Annotated in this window: 17 protein-coding genes and 1 pseudogene; 5 read left to right on the top strand and 13 right to left on the bottom strand. The window is 51.9% G+C overall.

The window, feature by feature from the left end; genetic code table 11:
- Positions 1-5: 5 nt before the first annotated feature.
- On the bottom strand, positions 6-1,841 hold the full coding sequence (locus tag P40081_RS11445) for a UbiD family decarboxylase (protein ID WP_042135515.1): 1,836 nt from the start codon (positions 1,839-1,841) through the stop codon (positions 6-8).
- 187 nt (positions 1,842-2,028) lie between these two features.
- On the opposite strand from P40081_RS11445, the gene P40081_RS11440 reads away from it, so the two are divergent.
- Positions 2,029-3,117 (top strand): low temperature requirement protein A, encoded by a 1,089-nt coding sequence (locus tag P40081_RS11440; RefSeq protein WP_042135514.1) that lies wholly within the window; start codon positions 2,029-2,031, stop codon positions 3,115-3,117.
- A gap of 113 nt (positions 3,118-3,230) precedes the next feature.
- Here the strand turns inward: P40081_RS11440 and P40081_RS11435 are convergent, their stop codons facing one another.
- From P40081_RS11435 to P40081_RS11425, 3 genes are all read right to left on the bottom strand, one after another.
- Entirely contained in the window at positions 3,231-4,634 is a 1,404-nt protein-coding gene (locus P40081_RS11435) for an NAD(P)-binding domain-containing protein (RefSeq protein ID WP_042140978.1), read from the bottom strand.
- A gap of 325 nt (positions 4,635-4,959) precedes the next feature.
- A complete protein-coding gene (locus P40081_RS11430; protein ID WP_042135512.1) occupies positions 4,960-6,093 on the bottom strand; it encodes a Ger(x)C family spore germination protein in 1,134 nt (377 codons plus the stop codon).
- Positions 6,090-7,490, bottom strand: a complete 1,401-nt coding sequence (locus tag P40081_RS11425) for a spore germination protein (protein ID WP_052421775.1) — start codon at positions 7,488-7,490, stop codon at positions 6,090-6,092. The genes P40081_RS11430 and P40081_RS11425 overlap by 4 nt, the downstream gene beginning before the upstream one ends.
- 126 nt (positions 7,491-7,616) lie before the next feature.
- Between P40081_RS11425 and P40081_RS11420 the strand changes: the two genes are divergently transcribed.
- Entirely contained in the window at positions 7,617-8,684 is a 1,068-nt protein-coding gene (locus P40081_RS11420) for a GerAB/ArcD/ProY family transporter (protein ID WP_042140976.1), read from the top strand.
- Here P40081_RS11420 and P40081_RS11415 read toward each other — a convergent pair.
- From P40081_RS11415 to P40081_RS11405, 3 genes are all read right to left on the bottom strand, one after another.
- Positions 8,659-9,648 carry a hypothetical protein gene (locus tag P40081_RS11415; RefSeq protein ID WP_042135510.1) on the bottom strand — a complete coding sequence of 330 codons (990 nt, stop codon included), beginning with the start codon at positions 9,646-9,648 and terminating at the stop codon, positions 8,659-8,661. The two genes, P40081_RS11420 and P40081_RS11415, sit on opposite strands and share 26 nt — an antisense overlap.
- 14 nt (positions 9,649-9,662) lie before the next feature.
- Positions 9,663-10,394: an alpha/beta fold hydrolase gene (locus P40081_RS11410; protein ID WP_042135508.1), complete on the bottom strand. Its 732-nt coding sequence runs from the start codon at positions 10,392-10,394 to the stop codon at positions 9,663-9,665.
- Positions 10,395-10,529: 135 nt separating this feature from the next.
- Positions 10,530-10,865, bottom strand: coding sequence for a hypothetical protein (locus P40081_RS11405; RefSeq protein ID WP_052421773.1), 336 nt, complete (start codon positions 10,863-10,865; stop codon positions 10,530-10,532).
- Between the two features lie 195 nt (positions 10,866-11,060).
- Between P40081_RS11405 and P40081_RS11400 the strand changes: the two genes are divergently transcribed.
- Positions 11,061-12,359 carry a S8 family peptidase gene (locus P40081_RS11400; RefSeq protein WP_042135506.1) on the top strand — a complete coding sequence of 433 codons (1,299 nt, stop codon included), beginning with the start codon at positions 11,061-11,063 and terminating at the stop codon, positions 12,357-12,359.
- 478 nt (positions 12,360-12,837) lie between these two features.
- Here P40081_RS11400 and P40081_RS11395 read toward each other — a convergent pair whose 3' ends face one another.
- Positions 12,838-13,290, bottom strand: a complete 453-nt coding sequence (locus tag P40081_RS11395) for a GNAT family N-acetyltransferase (protein WP_052421772.1) — start codon at positions 13,288-13,290, stop codon at positions 12,838-12,840.
- A 108-nt stretch (positions 13,291-13,398) separates the two neighbouring features.
- On the opposite strand from P40081_RS11395, the gene P40081_RS11390 reads away from it, so the two are divergent.
- The gene (locus P40081_RS11390) at positions 13,399-14,322 is read left to right on the top strand and encodes a GNAT family N-acetyltransferase (protein WP_042135504.1); all 924 of its coding nucleotides are present in this window, start codon (positions 13,399-13,401) and stop codon (positions 14,320-14,322) included.
- Here P40081_RS11390 and P40081_RS11385 read toward each other — a convergent pair.
- The 4 genes from P40081_RS11385 to P40081_RS11370 form a co-directional block, all read right to left on the bottom strand.
- Positions 14,301-15,611 (bottom strand): amidase, encoded by a 1,311-nt coding sequence (locus P40081_RS11385; RefSeq protein ID WP_052421771.1) that lies wholly within the window; start codon positions 15,609-15,611, stop codon positions 14,301-14,303. The two genes, P40081_RS11390 and P40081_RS11385, sit on opposite strands and share 22 nt — an antisense overlap.
- A gap of 198 nt (positions 15,612-15,809) precedes the next feature.
- A complete protein-coding gene (locus P40081_RS11380; protein WP_042135502.1) occupies positions 15,810-16,253 on the bottom strand; it encodes a hypothetical protein in 444 nt (147 codons plus the stop codon).
- 53 nt (positions 16,254-16,306) lie between these two features.
- Entirely contained in the window at positions 16,307-16,744 is a 438-nt protein-coding gene (locus tag P40081_RS11375; RefSeq protein ID WP_042135500.1) for a LytTR family DNA-binding domain-containing protein, read from the bottom strand.
- 230 nt (positions 16,745-16,974) lie between these two features.
- Complete coding sequence (locus tag P40081_RS11370; RefSeq protein WP_042140972.1) at positions 16,975-17,991, bottom strand: alpha/beta fold hydrolase; 1,017 nt, start codon at positions 17,989-17,991, stop codon at positions 16,975-16,977.
- Between the two features lie 316 nt (positions 17,992-18,307).
- Between P40081_RS11370 and P40081_RS11365 the strand changes: the two are divergent.
- Positions 18,308-18,633, top strand: a pseudogene (locus P40081_RS11365) (transcriptional regulator); the annotation flags it as partial.
- A gap of 318 nt (positions 18,634-18,951) precedes the next feature.
- On the opposite strand, the gene P40081_RS11360 reads toward P40081_RS11365, so the two are convergent.
- Positions 18,952-19,854, bottom strand: a complete 903-nt coding sequence (locus P40081_RS11360; RefSeq protein WP_042135498.1) for a GNAT family N-acetyltransferase — start codon at positions 19,852-19,854, stop codon at positions 18,952-18,954.
- Positions 19,855-19,899: the final 45 nt, after the last annotated feature.

Below are 19,899 nucleotides of genomic sequence, written 5' to 3'. Positions count from 1 at the left end.
CCATTCTATCCCCGCATACCGCCCAGGCTGGCTCCGGGAGCAAATACCCGCTGTATATTCTTCTGCACCTCAGGGTCGGGGATTAACGGCGGCGCCTGATGCGGCTTCACCCGGGCATCGATAATGATATTATCGCAGGCCCAGTGCTTATGCTCTACCCTGCTGTTCACCCCGTGGATATCATGGGAAGGATTGCTCCGCGTAAAGGTCGCCCACAGGAAATTGTTCAGATGCTCCGACATGAACCCGCTGTCGTCGCACAGAATGATCATCGGGCAGGAATCGGGCGGCCCCTGCTCTGCAATGGCGGCACACAGGCCGGCGATTTCCTCTGCGGCTGACTGATAATCCGCGAACGGCTTGCCTTGCAGCGCCACAACACCCGGCATAATCATCACCGCCGGTCCCCAGCTCTGCTGTGCCTGCAGAATCCCAGGCACTTCCGTGCATAGGCTCCGCTTCTGCCCGCCTACCGCAGCGAACACCACCTTACTGCCGCTGTTGATTCCCGTGCCGGAGTAATCCAGTGTATCTATGGTGGTATTCGTCTGGAAATGAATATCGCGGTGCAGATTAATCCGCTCCAGGATATACGTCAGGAAACCTTCAATATCATGCGTGCTGACCGGCTGGTCCTCTTCTGCAGTGATGAACAGATATTTCGCCAGACTGAGCTGTCCGGTTCCGAGAATCCGGTTGGCAATGGTCAGCAGCTCCGCCGGCTGCTTAAGCTGCTGATAAGGCGTATAGCGTTCACTGCCGATGGCGAATAGCAGCGGATGCACTCCCGAGGCATCTACGGCATGAACTTCCTTAACGCCGGGAACCTCAGACTGAATTGCCCCGCCCGTCAGCTCATGAATCAATTCTCCAAAGGCGGTGTCTTCCTGCGGCGGACGGCCGACGACCGTGAACGGGAAGATGGCCCCTCGCTTGGCGTAGACCTTATGCACTCTCATCACAGGAAACGGGTGGGTCAGGCTGTAGTAGCCCAGATGATCCCCGAACGGACCTTCCGGCTTCGTCTCACCGGGATGAATCTCTCCGGTAATTACGAAATCGGCATCACTGCTGATGCAGAATCCGTCCACATAGGTGTAGCGGAAATGGCGTCCGGCCAGCAGCCCGGCAAAGGTCATCTCGCTGAGGCCCTCCGGCAGCGGCATCACCGCCGACAGCGTATGCGCCGGAGGCCCGCCGATGAAGCAGCTCACCTTGAGCGGCTCGCCGCGTTTATTGGCCTGGGACTGATGTATGCCGATGCCGCGGTGAATCTGGTAATGCACACCGACCTCCTTGTTCATCTCGTACTCATTGCCGCTAAGCTGAATCCGGTACATCCCGAGATTGGAGTTCATGATCCCCGGCTTGTCCGGATCTTCCGAATACACCTGCGGAAGCGTGACAAATGCCCCTCCGTCTCCCTGCCAGTGCTTGATCTGGGGAAGATCAGAGATTTGAATTTCCTCGAAACCGGCAGGAGCACTGCCCTGTTTCTTCAGCGGAAGTGCTTTTCTGGCTGCAAGGGCGGTTCCAAAGTATTTAAAAGGCTGCTTTAGCGCCTTCATGGGATTGCTGCGCAAAGCGATAACATCCTGGGAGGATTGCCAGGTATCCCGGAAGATGAATTTGCTGCGCTCGATCGTTCCGAACAGATTCGATACCGCGCGGTACTTCGAGCCCCGGACATTCTCGAACAGCAGCGCGGGACCGCCCGCTTCATAGACCTTCATATGGATCGCAGCCATCTCCAGATGCGGGTCAACTTCCTCATGTATGCGAATTAAATGTCCGTGCTTCTCCAAGTCAATAATGCATTCTTCCATATTACGATATGACATGCTTCTACCCCGATCCTGTAAAGAATATGAACCTCTATATTATCCGTGAGAGCGCAGCCCAGGTCAATTGCTGCCGGAATGAACCATGGTTAATCCACCTGCTGTCTTGCCTTCTTCTATCCAGAGCCTTTATTATACTTGTTAACCGGACTGCTCCGGTAAACATACGGCAAAGGAGACTTGCAGAATGATTATCAAAAAAGTAACCTGGCTGGAGCTCTTCTATGATTTGCTGTTTGTCGCTGCGGTCTCCAAGGCCAGCCATGTGCTTCTGCATGTAGAAGACGAGGTTCTCTCTCTGGAGACACTGGGCAAATTCGTACTGATCTTCATTCCGATTTGGTGGGCCTGGGTAGGCCAGACGCTTTTCGTCAACCGTTATGGACAGGATACGGTGGCGCACCGGATTTTTCTGATCATCCAATTATTCTTCGTGCTGATCATGACAGCCAGCCTGTCTGTGGATTTCGATGCCAACTATCTGCCGTTTCTGATTGGCTATCTCGGACTCCGGATCATGACCGCCGTCCAGTATCACTACGCACATTCCAAAGAAAGCGGCCATCTGCGGAATACGGCCCGTTATTTAGGAACACGCTTTTGGATCGGACTGGTGATTTCGGCGTGTTCGCTGTTCTTCGATTCCTGGCTCCGGTATGCCGTGCTGTACGCCGGGATTGCGCTGGACATTATTCTCCCGCTGACCGGGCGGCGGATTCTTGTGAAGACTCCTGCCAATACGCATCATCTGCTGGAGCGGTTCTCACTGTTCGCTTTAATTCTCCTGGGTGAATCTGTCGTCAGCATTCTTGCCGTACTGCAGTCCAGTACCTGGACCGGACAATCTGTCGGCTTCGCCGCCCTCACCTTCGTGCTGATTATCGCGATGTGGTGGCAGTATTATGACAACCTGGAAAAGAAGGTCGATATGCATATTCAAACGGCCGGACAGACCATTATCTACGGACATCTGTTTATCTATCTGTCGTTATGTATGCTTGCCGCATCGATCCAGCTGCTCTTCCTGAATAAGCTTCATTATGACCTGATGCTGAATCTGCTCTTCGGCTCAGTCCTGCTCTACTTCGCTTCGACCACACTGGTCTTCCATGTCTACAGACATAAGCAGCACCGGCTGGGGGTTAAGCATCTGGCGCTGCTCACCGCTATCCTGATCTGCTTCTACGTGCTGGATCTCGTAATCCATGTTCCGAATGTGCTGATCATGGGCGAGCTGGCGCTGTTCTTCGCGGTGTATGCCAGGATCACAACCTAGACCCGGCTGCCAGGCAGCAGCATGTAAGCACCAGGCCACTTCTCTGGACACGCTCCACAGCACAAAGGCTGTACCAAAGGTCTTCCTGACCCCCGGTACAGCCTCTTCTTGTATTATTTGCCGGTAAACTCAATCTCGTCGTAATCATAATACGCCTGCAGGGTCTGCTGGCGGTCATCCATGAACAACTGGTCGGCTACACCACAGACAAGCTTCGGTATCGCATTCTTCAGGCCGGAGATCGCCGATGCCGATAAGCCGCAGCTGGCCAGGGCCGAATAATTGAAGATGAATATTCCATGCAGCAGCTTGCGGTCTGCCTCATCCCGGCTCTGCAGCGCAAACCCCGGGCTGAGGTACGGATGCGCATCCAGCAGCGCATTCGACGCTCCGGCCGGCGCCTCATAGCGGTCGCGCCAGCGGGCAATATGAGCTTGGACCTGCTGCAGCTCCGGCCGCAGGGCGGGATCACTGAGCAGCCCGGTGCTGACAATCAGGAAGTCGTAGCTGAATTCACCCTTAGGCGTAGTCACTACCGCTTCTTCTCCGGAAGCCGCCACACTAAGCCAGGGAGAACCGAGATGCAGCCGGAAGCCGGGCCAGGCCGCCGCCCGTGCAAAGGTGTCGTTCGTTGGCGGCTGATTATAATTGAAGAAATGCGAGATCACCGCATATTTATCTGCATCCGCTAAGGCATGGAACCGTTCAATCATGCCCGAAACCTCCATCTGGCGGATCGGATTGACATTCGGCAGCTGTTCGCGGCGGACGAACACATGCGCTTCCGCCGCTCCTTCAGTAAGGACGAAGTTAGCATTGTCGAAGGCCGAGGCCCCGCCGCCGAGAATCGCTACCCGCTTGCCGCGGAGAGCGGCGAAATCAATCTTCTGCGAGGTATGTGCATACAGATGCTCCGGCAGATGCTCCGCAATCATCGGCGGGACATGCCACTCGCCTCCGCCCTGGATACCTGTGGCCAGTACGATCTTACGCGCCAGCAGCAGACCGGACGGGGCACCCGCTCCGGCAATCCGCAGCCGGTAGATCCCGTCCTCACCAGGCTCGATCAGCTTAAGCTGCACCTCATTGATCACCGGCAGCTGCAGAATCTGCCGGTACCAGCGCAGATAATTCATCCAGTCGCCGCGGGGGATTTTGCCTAATTCATCCCAGGCTGCTGTTCCCTTCTGCGCTTCCCACCAGGAGCGGAAGGTGAGCGATGGAATGCCCAGATCAATGGAGGTCAAATGCTTGGGCGTGCGCAGAGTCACCATCCGCGCGTATGTTTCCCAAGGACCTTCCCGCCCGTCACTGTTCTCATCAATAATCAGAATGTTGGATATCCGTTCACGCAGCAGGCCGAAGGCTGCGCCTAATCCGCTCTGCCCCCCGCCCACAATCACAACATCATAGACATGGCCTTCGGGATGCTCCAGAGGGCGTACCCAGTCCGTGCCGCCATAGGCAAGGTAGGAAAGATCGGTCTTCACACGTTCATTCAAGGCTTCCAGGCTCATCATCCTCAGACCTTTCGCTGGCATCTTTAGGCTGCGTAATTACGGGCATTTCCGCACTGTATCATACCTATACCTATGGCCACATTATATCTTTAATGCTCCGGCTTTGAAATGTTCGTGGCAGGTTTATTTTCATTATAGCTAAAATTCGCGGATTGGTTTGTATAATCGAACAATATTTTATAAATATTACGCATTAATTCTTGACAAAAGATACAACAGCCCGTGCAATCCGCTTATTCGCGGCATGAAATCTGTCATACAAAAAGAAGCTGTAACCTCAGCCCTTATGGCCGTGATAACAGCTTCTATAATTATCATATTGCTATTCCGCATCCCTAAGCGTTGTCGTGCCGTTAATATCTACCGTAACCTTAAGGTCGAGCTCTGTACTCCCGATGATATTCCGGCCGGCGAGCTTAGGATATTTCCGGTCAAACTTCTCCTGGATATCAAAAATATCGGTCCCTTTATCCTTCCATCTCTGAAACAGCGCCAGACAATCGGCTCTGATCTTCGCTGCCATGGACGCCTCCAGCTTCGCAATATTCTCCTCGTTCAGCTTCAGCTTCCCCTGGATTAAGGATACATCGGTGTTCAGCTTAAGGATGATCTCCATCTTTAGCATGCCGTCTTTATAATCGAGCCTGGACTTGTAGCGGTTATTCTGCAGCAGCAGGCTCACCGTCTTCGTCCGGTCCTCGGGATTCTGCGTATTGATATTGCCCGATACCTCGTTATCGAGCAGGAAGTTGAAGTAGATGGACTTCTCGCTGCTCAGTCTGCCTACCATTCTATAATCTTTAATCAGCGCCAGGCCGTCCAGGAAATACTGCCCCTTAGTATCCTTATCCTTGGACACATTCATGATCGACATGGAATTTACATGATCACCGATAATCTTCTGATTCATGAACTCCTTGATGTTCAGCTTGACGCCATAGGAGGTTACGGATGCTTTGTTGCCCAGCATATCATAGAGATACAGGCCGGTCATAACCTCTTCCTCGTGGTTGGGCTTGATGAAATCTTCTGTCTCTCCTACATACACGCCCAGAAGTGTACGTGTGCTGGATTCCTGCCACCGGTCAAAAATATCAAATGCCTGGTCCAGCCCGCCCGCCGCAAAGCGTTCCGTGAAGAGGATTACTTTGTTGTGGGCAAGGGTAACCGGGGCACTGGTGTGGGTCTCCAGCCGGTTGATTGCATCACCCGGATTCTGGGTCGCTATTTTATATACAATCCGCTCCTCCTGGTTCGCCTCTTTGGAGGAGTTGCGGATGGAGTTCAGCGTCTCAAAATAAAAAACGAGATTCTCCTCCTCATCCTGATCAATCAGAATGGAGGTCACGAATGCGATGTGGTCAAGATCCCTGTAGCCCAAGCAGGAAGCCAGCAGGAGGGGCAGCACCGCCAGCATCAGTGTGACGAGTACTTTTCTGCGGAGCGCCTTGATCATTTTCTGCCCCGGTACAGGAAGGGTTTCGATACTTTGCTCAGCGGTCCCCGGACCAGCACATCCAGATTGGCGGCGCGGAACGATTTCTCGGTGCCCAGCGGGAACAGATACGGATAATCACAGGATCTCAGCGATCCCAAATGGGCCACCAGCAGGATGAATCCCAGATAGAAGCCGTGCAGCCCGAAACAGGCAGACATGATGATAGAGAACACTGCCCATACAGAAATGGCCGAGGTCAGACGCGGATTAATGAACGAGGTAATGGCATAAATCCCTGTCACGACCACTGTAGCCTGGGAAGCCAGTCCGGCGCCGACAGCGGCATCGCCCAGAATCAGGGCACCTACAATGCTGAGCGCTTGTCCGATCTGATGCGGCAGCCGCCGTCCCGCTTCCCGGGAGAGCTCGAAGAACAGGAACATCAGGACCGCTTCCACCACTGTCGGAAAAGGCACCCCCGAACGGGACACGGCAAGCTTGAACACAAACGCAGAAGGAATCAGCGAGAAGTGATGCGTTGTCAGCGCCACATAGAATCCCGGCAGAAGCAGCGATACCAGCACCGAGCCGAATCTCACACAGCGCAGCAGCGTAACAAACAGCCTGTTGGTGGCATAATCATCCGGGGACTGCAGGTTCTCAAAAAAGAAACAGGGCGCGGTCAGTGCAAACGGCGTACCATTCACAATTACGGAGATTCTGCCCTCAAACAGCTTGGCGACTATCGCATCGGGCTTCTCGGTGTATCCTATGGTATCGAACAGCGTCTTGCCCGGACTTAAGGCTTCCGCAACATACTGTGCTCCCAGCACGAATTCATTGTCCATAGCCTCCAGCTTCTGGCGGACAGTCGCGACAAGATCCTCCGGAGCCGTCCCCTCCACATAGAGCAGAACCGCCTGCGTCTTCGACTGCTTGCCCAGAATATGGCTTTCGATCTTCAGCGTCTGCGTAGCCATCCGTTTGCGGATCAGGCTGACATTGTTAACCAGCAGCTCATTGAAGCTCTCGTTCGAGCCGACGAGCGACGCTTCGAACTGCGATTTCTCGACCGGACGGGATTCCAGCTTGCGGGCGTCACAATAAACAGCATACTGGAGCTGTTCAAAAATCAGCACCGGATCACCTGCCAGCAGATGCTCAAGCGCCTCGTCCGCATCCCGGACCTCCCCGAATTTAGCGGCATAGATGGCCTTACCCACCTCTTCCCTGCTGGTAATCCCCCCTGCCGCCTGCGACAGCGGCTCGATAATATATTGGCTGATATAGGTAGAATCACAAATGGTCTCTATATAAAAGAGAGTAATGACAGCATCGTTCATCACGATATCCCGCTTAATGAAATCAAAGCAGCCGCTTAGTATAGAGGAAAGCTCACTCGCCTGTACGGTCATCCGGTTTCCCGCCCTTCTTAAGTGGTAGGGATAGTATGCCGGATTCCCGGAATAATATTCCTTACAGCGGACCATACTAGAGGTTAAGTCTAGATTTTTCTGAGAGAAGGCGTACTAGTGGGAAGTATGAACTCCAAACATCTGTTTTTCATCATCTGCAGTCTGGCGATTGTCACTCTTAAGACCTTCCCCTCGTCATTCATCCGGCTAGGCGGAAGAGATACCTGGATTGCCATGATTGCCGCTTCAGCCTGTATTCTTGTTTACATGTGGGTTATTCTGACGATTAAGAAGAGGACTAAAAATTATAACCTGCTCGACATCTATGCGAAATCGCTCGGCAAATGGGGCGGCGGCTTTTTTTCCGTGCTGTTTTTGCTGACCCTTCTATTAACTATATTTGAGAGTGCGGGCGCCGAGGCCAGTGTCATTCACACCGGTTTCCAGCTGTTCACGCCTGTATGGGTCTTTATACTGGTGACTGCGGTAGCGACGGTCTATGTGGTCAAAAAAGGGATTGCTTCCGTAACGATTACGACAATTGTGGTGATCTTCTTCATCAGCCTGTCCGGTATGCTGCTCGCCTTCCTGACTCATAAATACAAAGACATGAAGTATATCTATCCGATCCTGGAGCATGGAGTAACCCCTGCACTGCTGCTGAGCACCCTGAAGATTCTCGGCGCACTTAGCTGTGTCACCATTATGATCCCTTACCTGGACAGTGTGCGGGACAAATCCAAGCTGCTCCTGCATACGTCGATTGCCCTGCTGTTCATTATCCAGATGCAGATCTTCTCGATGCTTGGCGTCATTACTACCTTCGGGCCGGACCGTGCGGTCAACCTGTTGTTCCCCAAGCTGACACAGACCCAGATTATCAGCGCCTTCGGCTTCCTGGAGGCCGGTGAGCTATTCGTCATGCTGCAGGTGGTCGCCGGCTGGTTCATCCGTTATATCGTCTGCTTCTTTGCACTGATGGAGCTGATCCGGCTGTCGGGCCTGAAGATCCGGTTCAAGGAGCATTATGTCTGCGCGCTGACGATACTTTTCTCGTACCTGTTCTCGCGGGATTTGTTCGATATGTTCAAGCTGCTCGACTATCTGCTATATATTCAGCTGGCCAATTTCCTGGTCATTCCGCTGATCCTCTATAGTATTTATTATTTCAAAAAGACTCCAGCTCAAGGTTGATTGTCTCCAGCATTCTGCCAATCGTATTTGTATCAAAGAATAAGCCCACACCAGCCGGTTTCGGCTCAGCGGTAAGGTGATTGAAGCGGGCAAAATCCCCGTCCGGCAGGATATGGTACACCCGGGCCTCTTCATGCAGATCAGCCCAGTTCTCAAGCTTGGCCTGCTTGCTTAGATCGACTACATATACGAGCTTCCTGCCGAGATCCAGATACAGATAATCCCCATTCCTGCGCGGCGGCTTAGGCCATCCCGAGCGCAGCAGAACCGGACGGCTGAATTCCTCCTGGGACAGATGAATGCTAATGACTTCCATGGTGCCGGAATCCACAGCAAGCGTCAGATGCGGTGTGAATCCTGCCAGGAAGCGCAGCATCAGGGAATCCTTAAGGGAATCCTCAAACTTCCAGCCCAGCGGGGCCAGCCCAAAGTCCTCCCCTGGCGGATCAAGATACAGCTTATGCAGCAGGGCTTGCAGCTTCTCTATTTCCGGACCTTCACAGGGTTCAAGCTCCGCACGGTTAACGGTATAATTCACAATACTCCGCTTGCCGGCATCCCATACACTGATATCATGATGCCGGTACAGATCTTCCATTAACGGCAGCGCTGCGGTGCGTGCAGCCCCGAAGAGTGCTTTGGACGCCGGCTTCAGCTTCTGCAGAACCATCCCACTTCCTCTGTCCGCAGCAGTGTACTGCAGAACCTTGTTGAAATGCGGGCTAACCTCTTCCAGCACCCGCTTCGCGGCTTCTTCATTGCGCATAGGGATCGTAATAGACATATTCTCCGTTAGCCAGGCACTGGCAGCTATGAAATATTGCGCGAGTGCAGTCATTTCAGCAGGCTGCTCCTGCGGCTCCATTCTGCGGATACGCTCCTGCTCCGTCACGCTGCTGAAATCGAAAGGCTCCAGCTCCGTGATATACTCAAGTCTCGTATAATTCTGAATCCAGTTAAACACAGACTTACCTCCTCTTAGCGAAAAGTCTCAGACATACATCTCTCAACCTCAGCTATATACTTCGCCTGCTCTTCATCCGGAATCATATGCCCGGACTGTGTAAATTCGACTACAGTGCAGCAGGGCACCAATGTGCGGTACTTCTCCATTACTTCATCTGATATATCCGATGGGATCATAGATTCCGGATTCCTGCCGGCAAACAGCGTGACGGGAATTGCAAGCTGCGGCAGTTGTGCCGAGAAGTCCACTTCACGGGCTTCCCGCCCCATTCCCTGCAAAGCCTCCCGGCGGATATAGTTCAGAAGAGGCACCTGCTGATAGACAAGGCTGCTCCAGAACTCCAACGTTTCAAGGGACATGGCCCTGTGAACCGGCGGTTGATCAACCAGGATAAGGCCCCTCATCTGATCCTGATGCCTTAGGCTCCAGCCAAGAGCATAGGCAGCGCCCCGGGAGAAGCCGAGTACAATATAGTTTGTAAGAAGGCTATGGTTAACTACAGCCTCAATATCGGATAAATGATCTTCCAGATCATAACCTGAATCCGGTGTAGAGCTTAAGCCGCGGCCGCGGAAGCTGAAAGCCACTACATGACCCGGTAAATGGCTGAGCAGCGGAATCGCCCGCTCCGCCGGCTCCCACAATCCGCTGACCACGAGCAGTGACGGTGTTTCAGCACCCGGCATCCCGCTCTCCATCACATGCAATAAAGCAGTTCCATTATGAACAAAATAGCTTTTCATCGTTGTTCCCCCTGCTATGTATGATAAAACTCTTTTTTCTATAATTTCACATTTCGCTTAAACGTACAAGGAATCATCTCTATTATTCTGTATAGTAAAAGGCACGCCCCGTATAGAACAGGACGCGCCGGCCTTTTAGAAACGGGCTACAAAGAACTCACGGTTGGCAGGGACGAATTTCTGAGTACGCTGAACATTATCCGCATCAATAATTCTAAGGGTGTAGCTGATAGTTGTCAGAGTGCTGATTGTGTTAAATTGGGCTACACCGAATTCATCGAACTGTGCGGTGGTAACCGTGCCTGAGCTTCTGGTCAACGTAGCCGTCCAGCCTTGCGTTTCATAAGGAACATTGTTGTTATTTACTGCGAGCACGATGAAATTGGTGAGAACCTGTTTGATCCGCCGTCTCTTGGGTCTTACTACCGCCGATGCTTTTGCTTTTTTGGCCATAAGGAGACGTTTTGCCATTAGTGCTTTCTTCTCTGATTCTTTCAATTGCTTCACCACTTTCTGCTGGGATACAGTAGTAAATGCAACTGAAGAACCGGCCGACACGCGTTATTGCCTGGTATTCATAGAAATGTAGCACTGTCCTATATTAATAGATTCGTACCCACTGATCACCCGGCCGCATACTATGCTTCCATAGAGGTGATCACATTAATGACTGATAAGTTATGGGTTCAGCATCATGCCGCCAAGCTTAACCGTCCGCTGAAGCAAAAGATCCGCAAATCCTATACATCTACCGTGAAACCGGCTGCCATTCCGGTCATTATACAGTTCAAGCATCCGCTGACTCCAGCCAGAATGAAGGCTCTGCAGAAGCATCTGGGGACACACGCTTTTCCGGTTAAACATCTGTTGCCCCTGCACCGTGCAGTTGCCTCACATATTACGCTGAAATGTCTGGAGCAGGTATGCTGCTGGAACGGGGTCCATAAGGTCTATCTCGATGGCATCAAAAAAACCACCTTAAATATCGCTACCCCGTCCATTGGTGCCACTGCCGTGCAGCGTTCAAGAGGGCTTACCGGCAAAGGCATCAATATCGCCGTGCTCGATACCGGTGTGTATCCGCATCCCGATCTGACCCGGCCTGTGAACCGGATTATTGCCTTCAAGGATTATATCAATCACCGGAAGTGTCCGTATGACGATAACGGGCATGGCACACATATTACCGGCGATGCCGCAGGGAACGGCTGGTCCAGCAAAGGTAAATACAGAGGGCCGGCACCTGAAGCAGGGATCGTCGGAATTAAGGTGCTGGACAAAAACGGAGACGGTTATGACTCCACCATCATTAAAGCCATTGAATGGTGCATTGCCCGGCGCAAAAAGCTGAAGCTGCGCATCCTGTCCATGTCCTTTGGCGGACCGGTAAATCCGTCAGCTAAAGACGATATTCTCGTCCAGGCCGTCGAAAAAGCCGTCAAAGCCGGACTCACAGTAGTCATCGCAGCCGGCAACAGCGGACCCGGGCGCAGAACGGTTGAGTCGCCCGGAATCAGTCCCTCCGCCATCACCGTCGGAGCCGTGAATGACCGCCGGACGGTGACGCAAAAGGACGACCGTATCGCCGTCTACTCCAGCCGAGGACCGGCTCCCGGCGGTAAGGTGAAGCCTGATCTTGTTGCCCCCGGCGATTCGGTGATCTCCCTGCGTGCACCCGGCTCCCAGCTGGTCCGCGAGCTGCCGGGAAACAAGGTTGGCAGGAAGTATTTCAAGCTATCCGGCACCAGCATCTCCACGCCGATCGTGTCCGGTGCAGCGGCGCAGCTGCTGCAGCTCCGCCCTTGCCTGACGCCCGGCCAGGTGAAGTCCTTGCTGAAGCGGAACGCCTTCTCCCTTGGCCTAAAGCCCAATACTGCTGGCAGCGGCGAGATCGATGTTCGCTTCCTGAAGCGCTGCGCCTCTAAGCCTGGCGGCAAGTATAACGGGAGCAGCCCTTTAGCGTAACGGGAGCAGCCCTTTAGCATAACGGAAGCAGCCCTTTAGCATAACGGAAGCAGCCTTTTAGCGTAACGGAAGCAGTCCTTAAGCTTACGGAAGCAGCCCTTTAGCTTACGGAAGCAGCCCTTTAGCGTAACGGGAGCAGCCCGCTTCCTTTTTGCTTAAGGGCATTTTTTATCTCAAATCAACAATGAATGGCCCGCGGTCAAACGGGTGTTTGCTAAATGTTGTACGGATTACAACTCGAATGCAGAGTTACCTGAGAGTTTATAAGAATTGTTGTACGAAATACAAGAATCTCCCCGTTAATCAGCTTGGCGGAAAGAAAATACTGTATTTTATACAACAATTTGGGATTTGGGTCGATATTCTAGCGGAAATGTTGTATTTCGTGCAGGATTTTAACTTATACAACAACACCCACAGGTCATCTCTGGTCCAAGCCTCCAGACGGTTCAATCCTTTCACTCAATTATTTCATCCGTTAACGTATTTTCAGAACCATTTCTTTCTCCAAATGCTTAAACCCTAATTTCTCGTACAGCATTCTCCCGTCTGCGGTGTAATCGAGGAATATTTCAGCTATACCGAGGCGTTCAGCCTCTTCAATTAGTGTATGGAGCACACGGGTAAACAAGCCTTGTCTCCTGAACGCTGCAGCAGTATGCACATTATAGAGATATCCTTTTTTACCGGAGGGGTTGCTGACTGTGGGCAGAACTTCATAGGTGCTCATGACTGCAATGGAGATGATTCTGTCCTGCTCAGTAGCGATATAACAAACCAGCCTCCCATTGGCGAGATTCTCCTGAATATAAGCATAAGTCTCTTCCTTGAAATTTGCCGGCAATACGGCATGCGTAACCTCCTCAATAAAAACAAGCCTATTCTCCAAAATGACCGCCGCATCAGCTACAACAGCTTTTCTTATTTCCATAGGTCCCTCCTGAGTATGTATTTAACATCCGCAATTTCTGTCCGGCATTCCGCTGCAGGCTTCGTTATAATTGTAGATAATTCTATTAGCCAACTGGAGTGAGGGTCTATGATTAATATTCGCAAAGCTATGGCCGAAGATGCCGAACAACTGGCTGCGGTTATGAAAAGAACATTTGACCGGGAAATGCAGCGCTGGCTGCCGGGGGAAGCGCTGCAGGACAACAATCTCCGCCCGCCGGGTTATGATTCAATTGAGCAACACAGGTATGCCATAAGAGAAACTGATTATTATGTAATTGAAGACGGCTCGCAGATCATTGGTGGTGCAAACGTACATATAGTAGGCAGACATGCCCGGGTTGACAAAATATACATCGATCATTCCTATCAAGGCCGGGGTTATGGTTCGAAGATTCTCTCCTTCCTTGAAGAGCAGTATCCTGCAATGCGTACATGGAAGCTGGAAACCTCAAGCAAACAGCTAAGCAACCACTATTTCTATGAAAAATCCGGGTATATGCGAATCTACGAATCCCCGGATGAATACGGCTATATGAAAATAACCGGATCCCTGCCAGCTCCAGAGGAGCAGGGAATCCGGTTTGAAGATCAGCGGCTCTCCGGAGCGGAGTTTGAGAACTGTGCAATGGATAAGGCTGATTTCTACAACATGAATCTTGCGACGGCCAGCTTCAATAACAGCAATCTATACGGTAGCCTGTTTACGGACTGCAACCTGAGCGGTGCGAAATTCACGAATCTTAATCTGACCGGCATACTGATTGCCGACTCCAGATTAAGCGGCAGCGAAATTGCGCTGGCTGCATTGGATGGTGTGCATTTTCATGATACGAGTCTGGGAGCCTCTGGTAAGCCCGCTCTGTTCGAGCGCTGCGATCTGTCAGGAAGCCAGTTCACCGGCTGTGATCTGTCCGGAGTAAATATCTCGCAATGTGAAATATCCAGCCTGCGGATTAATGATATCCCTGTGGAGAAATTGCTGGAGGCTTATGCGCTTGTGCATAAGTGAGGCCAGAGCTCCCGCGCCCAAGCTAACAGTGTCTCGTCCTCTCCATGGGTGCCGATGCACTGGAAGCCGAGCGGCATACTCCCGATCATTGCAGCCGGCAGACTGATTGACGGCGATCCGGCGAATCCCCAGATGGCAGGCATTCCTGCCCAGCCTGTATTATTCTCCTCTACCTTGGGTGCCGTGCCTCCTTGGGCTGGCGACACCCACAGGTCGATGCCCTCCTGAACCATAAGTTCCTTCAGATCACGCCGCAGAATCATCTGCTGTCCCCGGTACTGCTCCAGCTCCTCATCTGGAATCTGCCTGCCTCTAACGATAGCTTCCTGAACTGGAAGTCCGTATTCCTCCCTATGCTCCGCGAACCAATGCTCATGCTCCCGCGCCAGTTCTCCCTCGATAAACCGAATCATGGCATCTCCATAGATGAATTCATCCTTCCAGGGCATATCCACGTGGCAGACTTGGTAGCCCAGCTGTTCGAGTATCCCTATCTGAGCGATGAAGACAGCTTTTACTTCCGGACTCATTAACTCCATGTACACCCCGGCAGGAACGCCGAGGACCGGCTTGCGGTCAGATATAGCGGGAATGGCTTCCCAATCCGGTACAAGCAGAGCTGCGGCGACCTCCATACCAGGCAAATCTTGAGTGAAGAAGCCGATGGTGTCAAAAGAAGGCGAGAGCAGCAGCACCCCGTCCAGCGGAACCCGGCCATAGCTCGGCTTGAATCCGACCACGCCGCAGAAGGATGCAGGAGCGATGACTGAGCGCAGTGTCTGGGTACCGACCGCCAGCGGGCAGATTCCCGCAGCAACCGCAGCGGCTGAGCCTGCACTTGACCCGCCGGGAGTATGCGCGGTGTTATGCGGATTACGCGTTGCAATAGGCCCGTTATAGGCAAATTCCTCGGTAACTGTCTTCCCGGCAATCAACGCGCCGAGTAAGCGGAGTCTTAGGACCAAAGAGCCCTCTGGTCCGGTCAGCAGATCCGCGGGTAGCTGCGAACCGGCCCGGGTAGGCAGTCCCTCCACATGCAGCAAGTCCTTAACCGCCACAGGAATGCCGAATAAAGGCAGTTTGCTGTCAGCTTCGCTGTAAGTATGCAGCAGCAGCGCTTTTTCCCGGTTAAGCCGTTGTTCAGCGTCCGCTTCAGGAACAAAAGCGCGGATCTGCGGCTCAAGCTGACCGAACCGCTCCAGGTACAAATTAAGTGATTTCTCAAGCCGGACTTCTGGCTCACCCGTACCATTCATCATCTCTATCAGTGATGATCTGTTAAGCAGCATGATATCAGCTCCATGGAAGATTATGTATAACACCGTCTTAGTTACGCTTAATTTGCAGAATGGTAACAGGATTTTTGTGTTCTCTAAATACAATAAACCAAATAAAAAGCCTCCCTGGCAGATCCGGCACCAAGGCGGCTTTCGAATATTCGTTTATAAGGCTGCACGTGTGGAGGCTATCTGCTAACTTCTTACTGCTTATTTATCCCCGTCCTTCTTATACTCCTCCAGCTTCTGGTTCAGCTGCTTGGCTTCCCTTTTACCGTCAATGTGCATCATTGTGTAAACCATGGTTTTGACTACGAGAATTACGATGACGAACGGCACCAGTACTCCGTTATCGAGCAGCCGGGGACCTGTAGCGAACAGCCACAGCCATAGAATCACAAAAACATCGGCGAGGATAAAACAAATGTAGAAGCTGATTGTCTGTACTTTTTTATCAACCTCATAGGTATTCACCAGTGCATAGCGGAAGCAGGTAAATGCCAAGGCCCCCAGGAACAGCTGCATAAACAGCGAGCCGTTGATCGTCTCCGTAGAACTCAGAGCCAGCACAACCGCCGCAAGTACCGTCAAAAATCCGCAGGCCGTTAACAGATCTTTCACGAAAAAAGATATATATTTACCGGTTGTAATCATGATATTCCCTCCCGAATATTAAGCAGCTCATTTCTTCCAGCACGAATCATCCGCTACAACCCTAATTTTTGTTTAAGCACAGGGACATATTGTCTGGAGATATAGACCTTTTCACCGTTCTGCAGCAGCGCTTCGTATCTTCCATAGAGTACCGGACTCAGTGATTTGATTTTGGCAATATTCAGGATGGTCGATTTGGATGCTCTGAAAAAGTCGCCGTGCTCGTAATCCATCTCCAGCTCATACAGCTTCAGCCGGGATTCATACACCTTCTCGTGGCAATAAATGAACACCTTATGATCCACCGCCTCGAAGTAATACACATCCCTTGGACTAATGATATGCAGCTGCAACTCGGTCATCCCGATCAGCTTTCTGGAGCTGGAGTTCACGGAGTAGATTAACCTGAGCAAAGATTCATCCGGGTCGTTGCACCTTAGAATAATTTCAGGCTCACCGCCCTCTGGAACGTTCTCAATTGTAATTTTCATCGCCCATCGCCTCCTGCGCTTCTCCTTACAGTTACAGTATATTTTTGCTAAAAAACTTATACAATGGCCTTTGCGCAAGCTGCGCTACAGCGGCTTCAAGCTGCAATTTCTGCAGGTCAGGATACTATATACAAAAAAGAAACGGCAGCACCGTCCTTTGGATTAGGATAGTGCGCCGTTCAATCTCGGCTTCCGCTGCAATTGCTAATGTACCGCCCAGAGAACGTACGCTATTGCGGTAATTTAGCCCATGTCTCGTTCAGCCACTGTGCAAACTTCTCTTTCTCTTCAAACTGCGGATAATGTGCCGACTCGTCGAACACCACGAACTCCTTATACGGCGCCTCCAGCTCATCCAGGTATTTGCGCGCCTCGCTCACCGAGGTCATCAGATCAAATTTCCCCATGACAAAATAAACGGGTATATCCATGTGATCCACCAGCTCCGTCATATCATGCTCTGACAATTCTGGCTGCAGTTTAAGCTCCGAGATCGAATTCCCCTTGAAAAAGCGGACGGCGTCCAGCAAATTATACTCCGTTCCGAACAGTAAACCTTTGAAAAGATCGGTGATGTCGTCAATCTGTCTTACTGAACCGCCGTATTTGCTGATTTTGTCACGGGGACTGATCGCGTCTCCTGTTCTAACCGGTTCCCTCAAGTGCTCCAATTCCTCCGCCTCTGCGTTATTGCCGGCAAGCCTCGCCTGATCGATCATGAATTGCAGACTTTCCAGCTCGCTGTTAACCCAATTGGCCGTCTGGCCAATCCCGATATAGGCACTGAACTTGTCCGGCGCCTTGCTTACCGCCTGTGTTGCTATGTATGTACCGTAGGAGTGGCCGATCAGCAGCACTTTCTTCTGGTCAAACTCCCGCTCAAGATATTCAGTGAGGGCCAATAAGTCCTCAACCAATAACTCTGAAGTCAAATTCGAATAATCCTCGGAGAAATGATAGGACTTCCCGCTGCCCCTCTGATCATACTGGACAACCGTGAAATTCTGCTCCAGCAGATTCTGATATTTCCTTACATACGGAGTCTCCGGGACCCCTGGCCCGCCATGTACAAAAATCACCAGCGGATTGCTCCGGTCCTTCCCCCGTATCATCACTTCCTGCCTGGCGCCGTTAATCTTAATCTGCTGCAGAGTACTTATACTGTTGCTTCCTTTAATACCTGGAGTCCATGTCGGAAAGACGAATCCCACTCCAATTAGCAGGACGATTAGCAGCAGGCCAATCATCAATATCCGCAAAGCGGTTCTCCGCTTGCTTCTGTGTTTCTTCAATCTTGAATCCTCCTTAGTATTTTACCAAGTCCTGATTTCCCACCTTATCACATCATTGGAAGATCAAGTATGATCCAAGTCGCTTTCTGGCCTGAATATGGGGAGGTATAATAACCATTATAGGTCGTGAAGCACACGCCGCCGCAATAGAACGTTTGTCTGGAGCTAGCCTACCGGATACGTTGTATTGCGGCGGCTTTTCTTGTTTTTCGGATCGGATCAGCTCAGCTCAAACTCAGGGGACAAACTATTCGCAAGGGGAGATACGGCAATGTCGAGATTTTATGAAGAATGGCTGCAGGAACAGATTCATGCGGAGACAGGTGCAATACGCTTGGAGCTGCTCCAAAAAGGCCTAGGGCACGGAACCAGAGAATTTCTGCGCACTGTCTGGTTTCCCGCTATCGGAAATTTCAATCATCTCTTTCCGGAATGGGAGGTCCGGGATTTCAATAACGGCTACCGCTATTTGGATCTGGCGTATATGCCCGGTGGAGCAAAAGGCGGAATCGAGATCCAGGGCTTCGGCCCTCATGCCAGGATGTCAGAAGATTCAAAGACCTGTGCAGACGGCATTGTCTACTCGCACTGGATGGCATTCAGTCCGCGAACAACCCAAAACCGTCCATAAATCCAAAATAACGGAATCTCAGTCCGCGACTCTCCGCGGCTTTCGGCGGCTTTCGGCCACTGTACAAATTCAACTACTGTACTCTCTATATATGATTTTCAGCTCGGCTACAACCGCTAAGTGGCGCCAGATACCCGTCCCTGCCCCGCTGAACATCTTGACTGTTTCAAATCCCGTCTTATCAAAGGTTATCCTACAATTGAGCCTGGGCTGCAAAAGTCTCCCCAGGAGAGAGTCCACACTATTCTCCCTAATTTCATTCCTGCAATTTCATTCCCGCATTTTCACCCGCGTTGTTTCTCCCAGATGGTCATCTCTTCCTCCAGCGCAAAGCCAATCCTCCGGTAAAAGGGCTGCATAGGCCCCGTATACGCTTTGACCATGCCCAGCGTCCGCAGACGGTTCAGGCCTTCATATATCACGGCTCTGCCCAGCCCCTGTCTTCTGTAATTCACATGTGTTCCAACCGGTTCGAGCATGCCGATCCTATTCGCTTCATCCACAAAAATATTGCAGAAGGCCACGACCTCTCCCGCAGCGTTCACCAGCGACAGATCCAGCCCGGGAAGGTACCCCGGTGCTTCACGAAGTCCGCCATAATGCTGCAGCGTCTGCTCCGCTTTCTTCGTGCCTGCATAGTCAAAAGCCATAATATGCCCCTGCGCCTTCGCACGGTCACTGACTTCATCCCCGCAGCAAAGGGTGAAGCCATAGGGAAGGTCTGCCCGGAATTCCTGATCCAGCGCGACCGAAATGATATTATCACTTTCATTGCGCAGCAGCTTATATCCCCGGCTGCGCGCCATCGCTTCCAGCGCGGGCATGAATTTTGGAATAGCCAGCTTAGGGCTGTCCGGACTGGAACTCTTTTCTATGAAACCGAACATTTCGCTCAGCAACTCCTCCTGCGGCTCCAGCGTATCCAGCTGAAAATAGTAGTCTCCGTCACGGCAGACAACGGCGGCCAGCTCACCCGCCTCATCTTCCCACAGTCCTATATGCTGCTCCCAGCCGGGCAACATGCCCGCTCTCTTGTGAATAAAGAATATTTCAAACTCCCAGCGGGCAATGGACCAGCTGTTCAGCCGTTTCAGCCTGGAGTAGACCCGCGAAATATACCCCCGCACCTTCATCATATCTTGCGGAGTATAGGCTCTATATTCTGCTCTCCCTGTTCTCTTAGTCATTTCGTCCTCCAGAGGCTCTGTCATGCCTTCATTCTACGGAACAGG

It is taken from the genome of Paenibacillus sp. FSL P4-0081 (assembly GCF_000758565.1).
Classification (GTDB): domain Bacteria; phylum Bacillota; class Bacilli; order Paenibacillales; family Paenibacillaceae; genus Paenibacillus_AQ; species Paenibacillus_AQ phytohabitans.
This window is presented reverse-complemented; position numbering and strand designations above follow the sequence as displayed.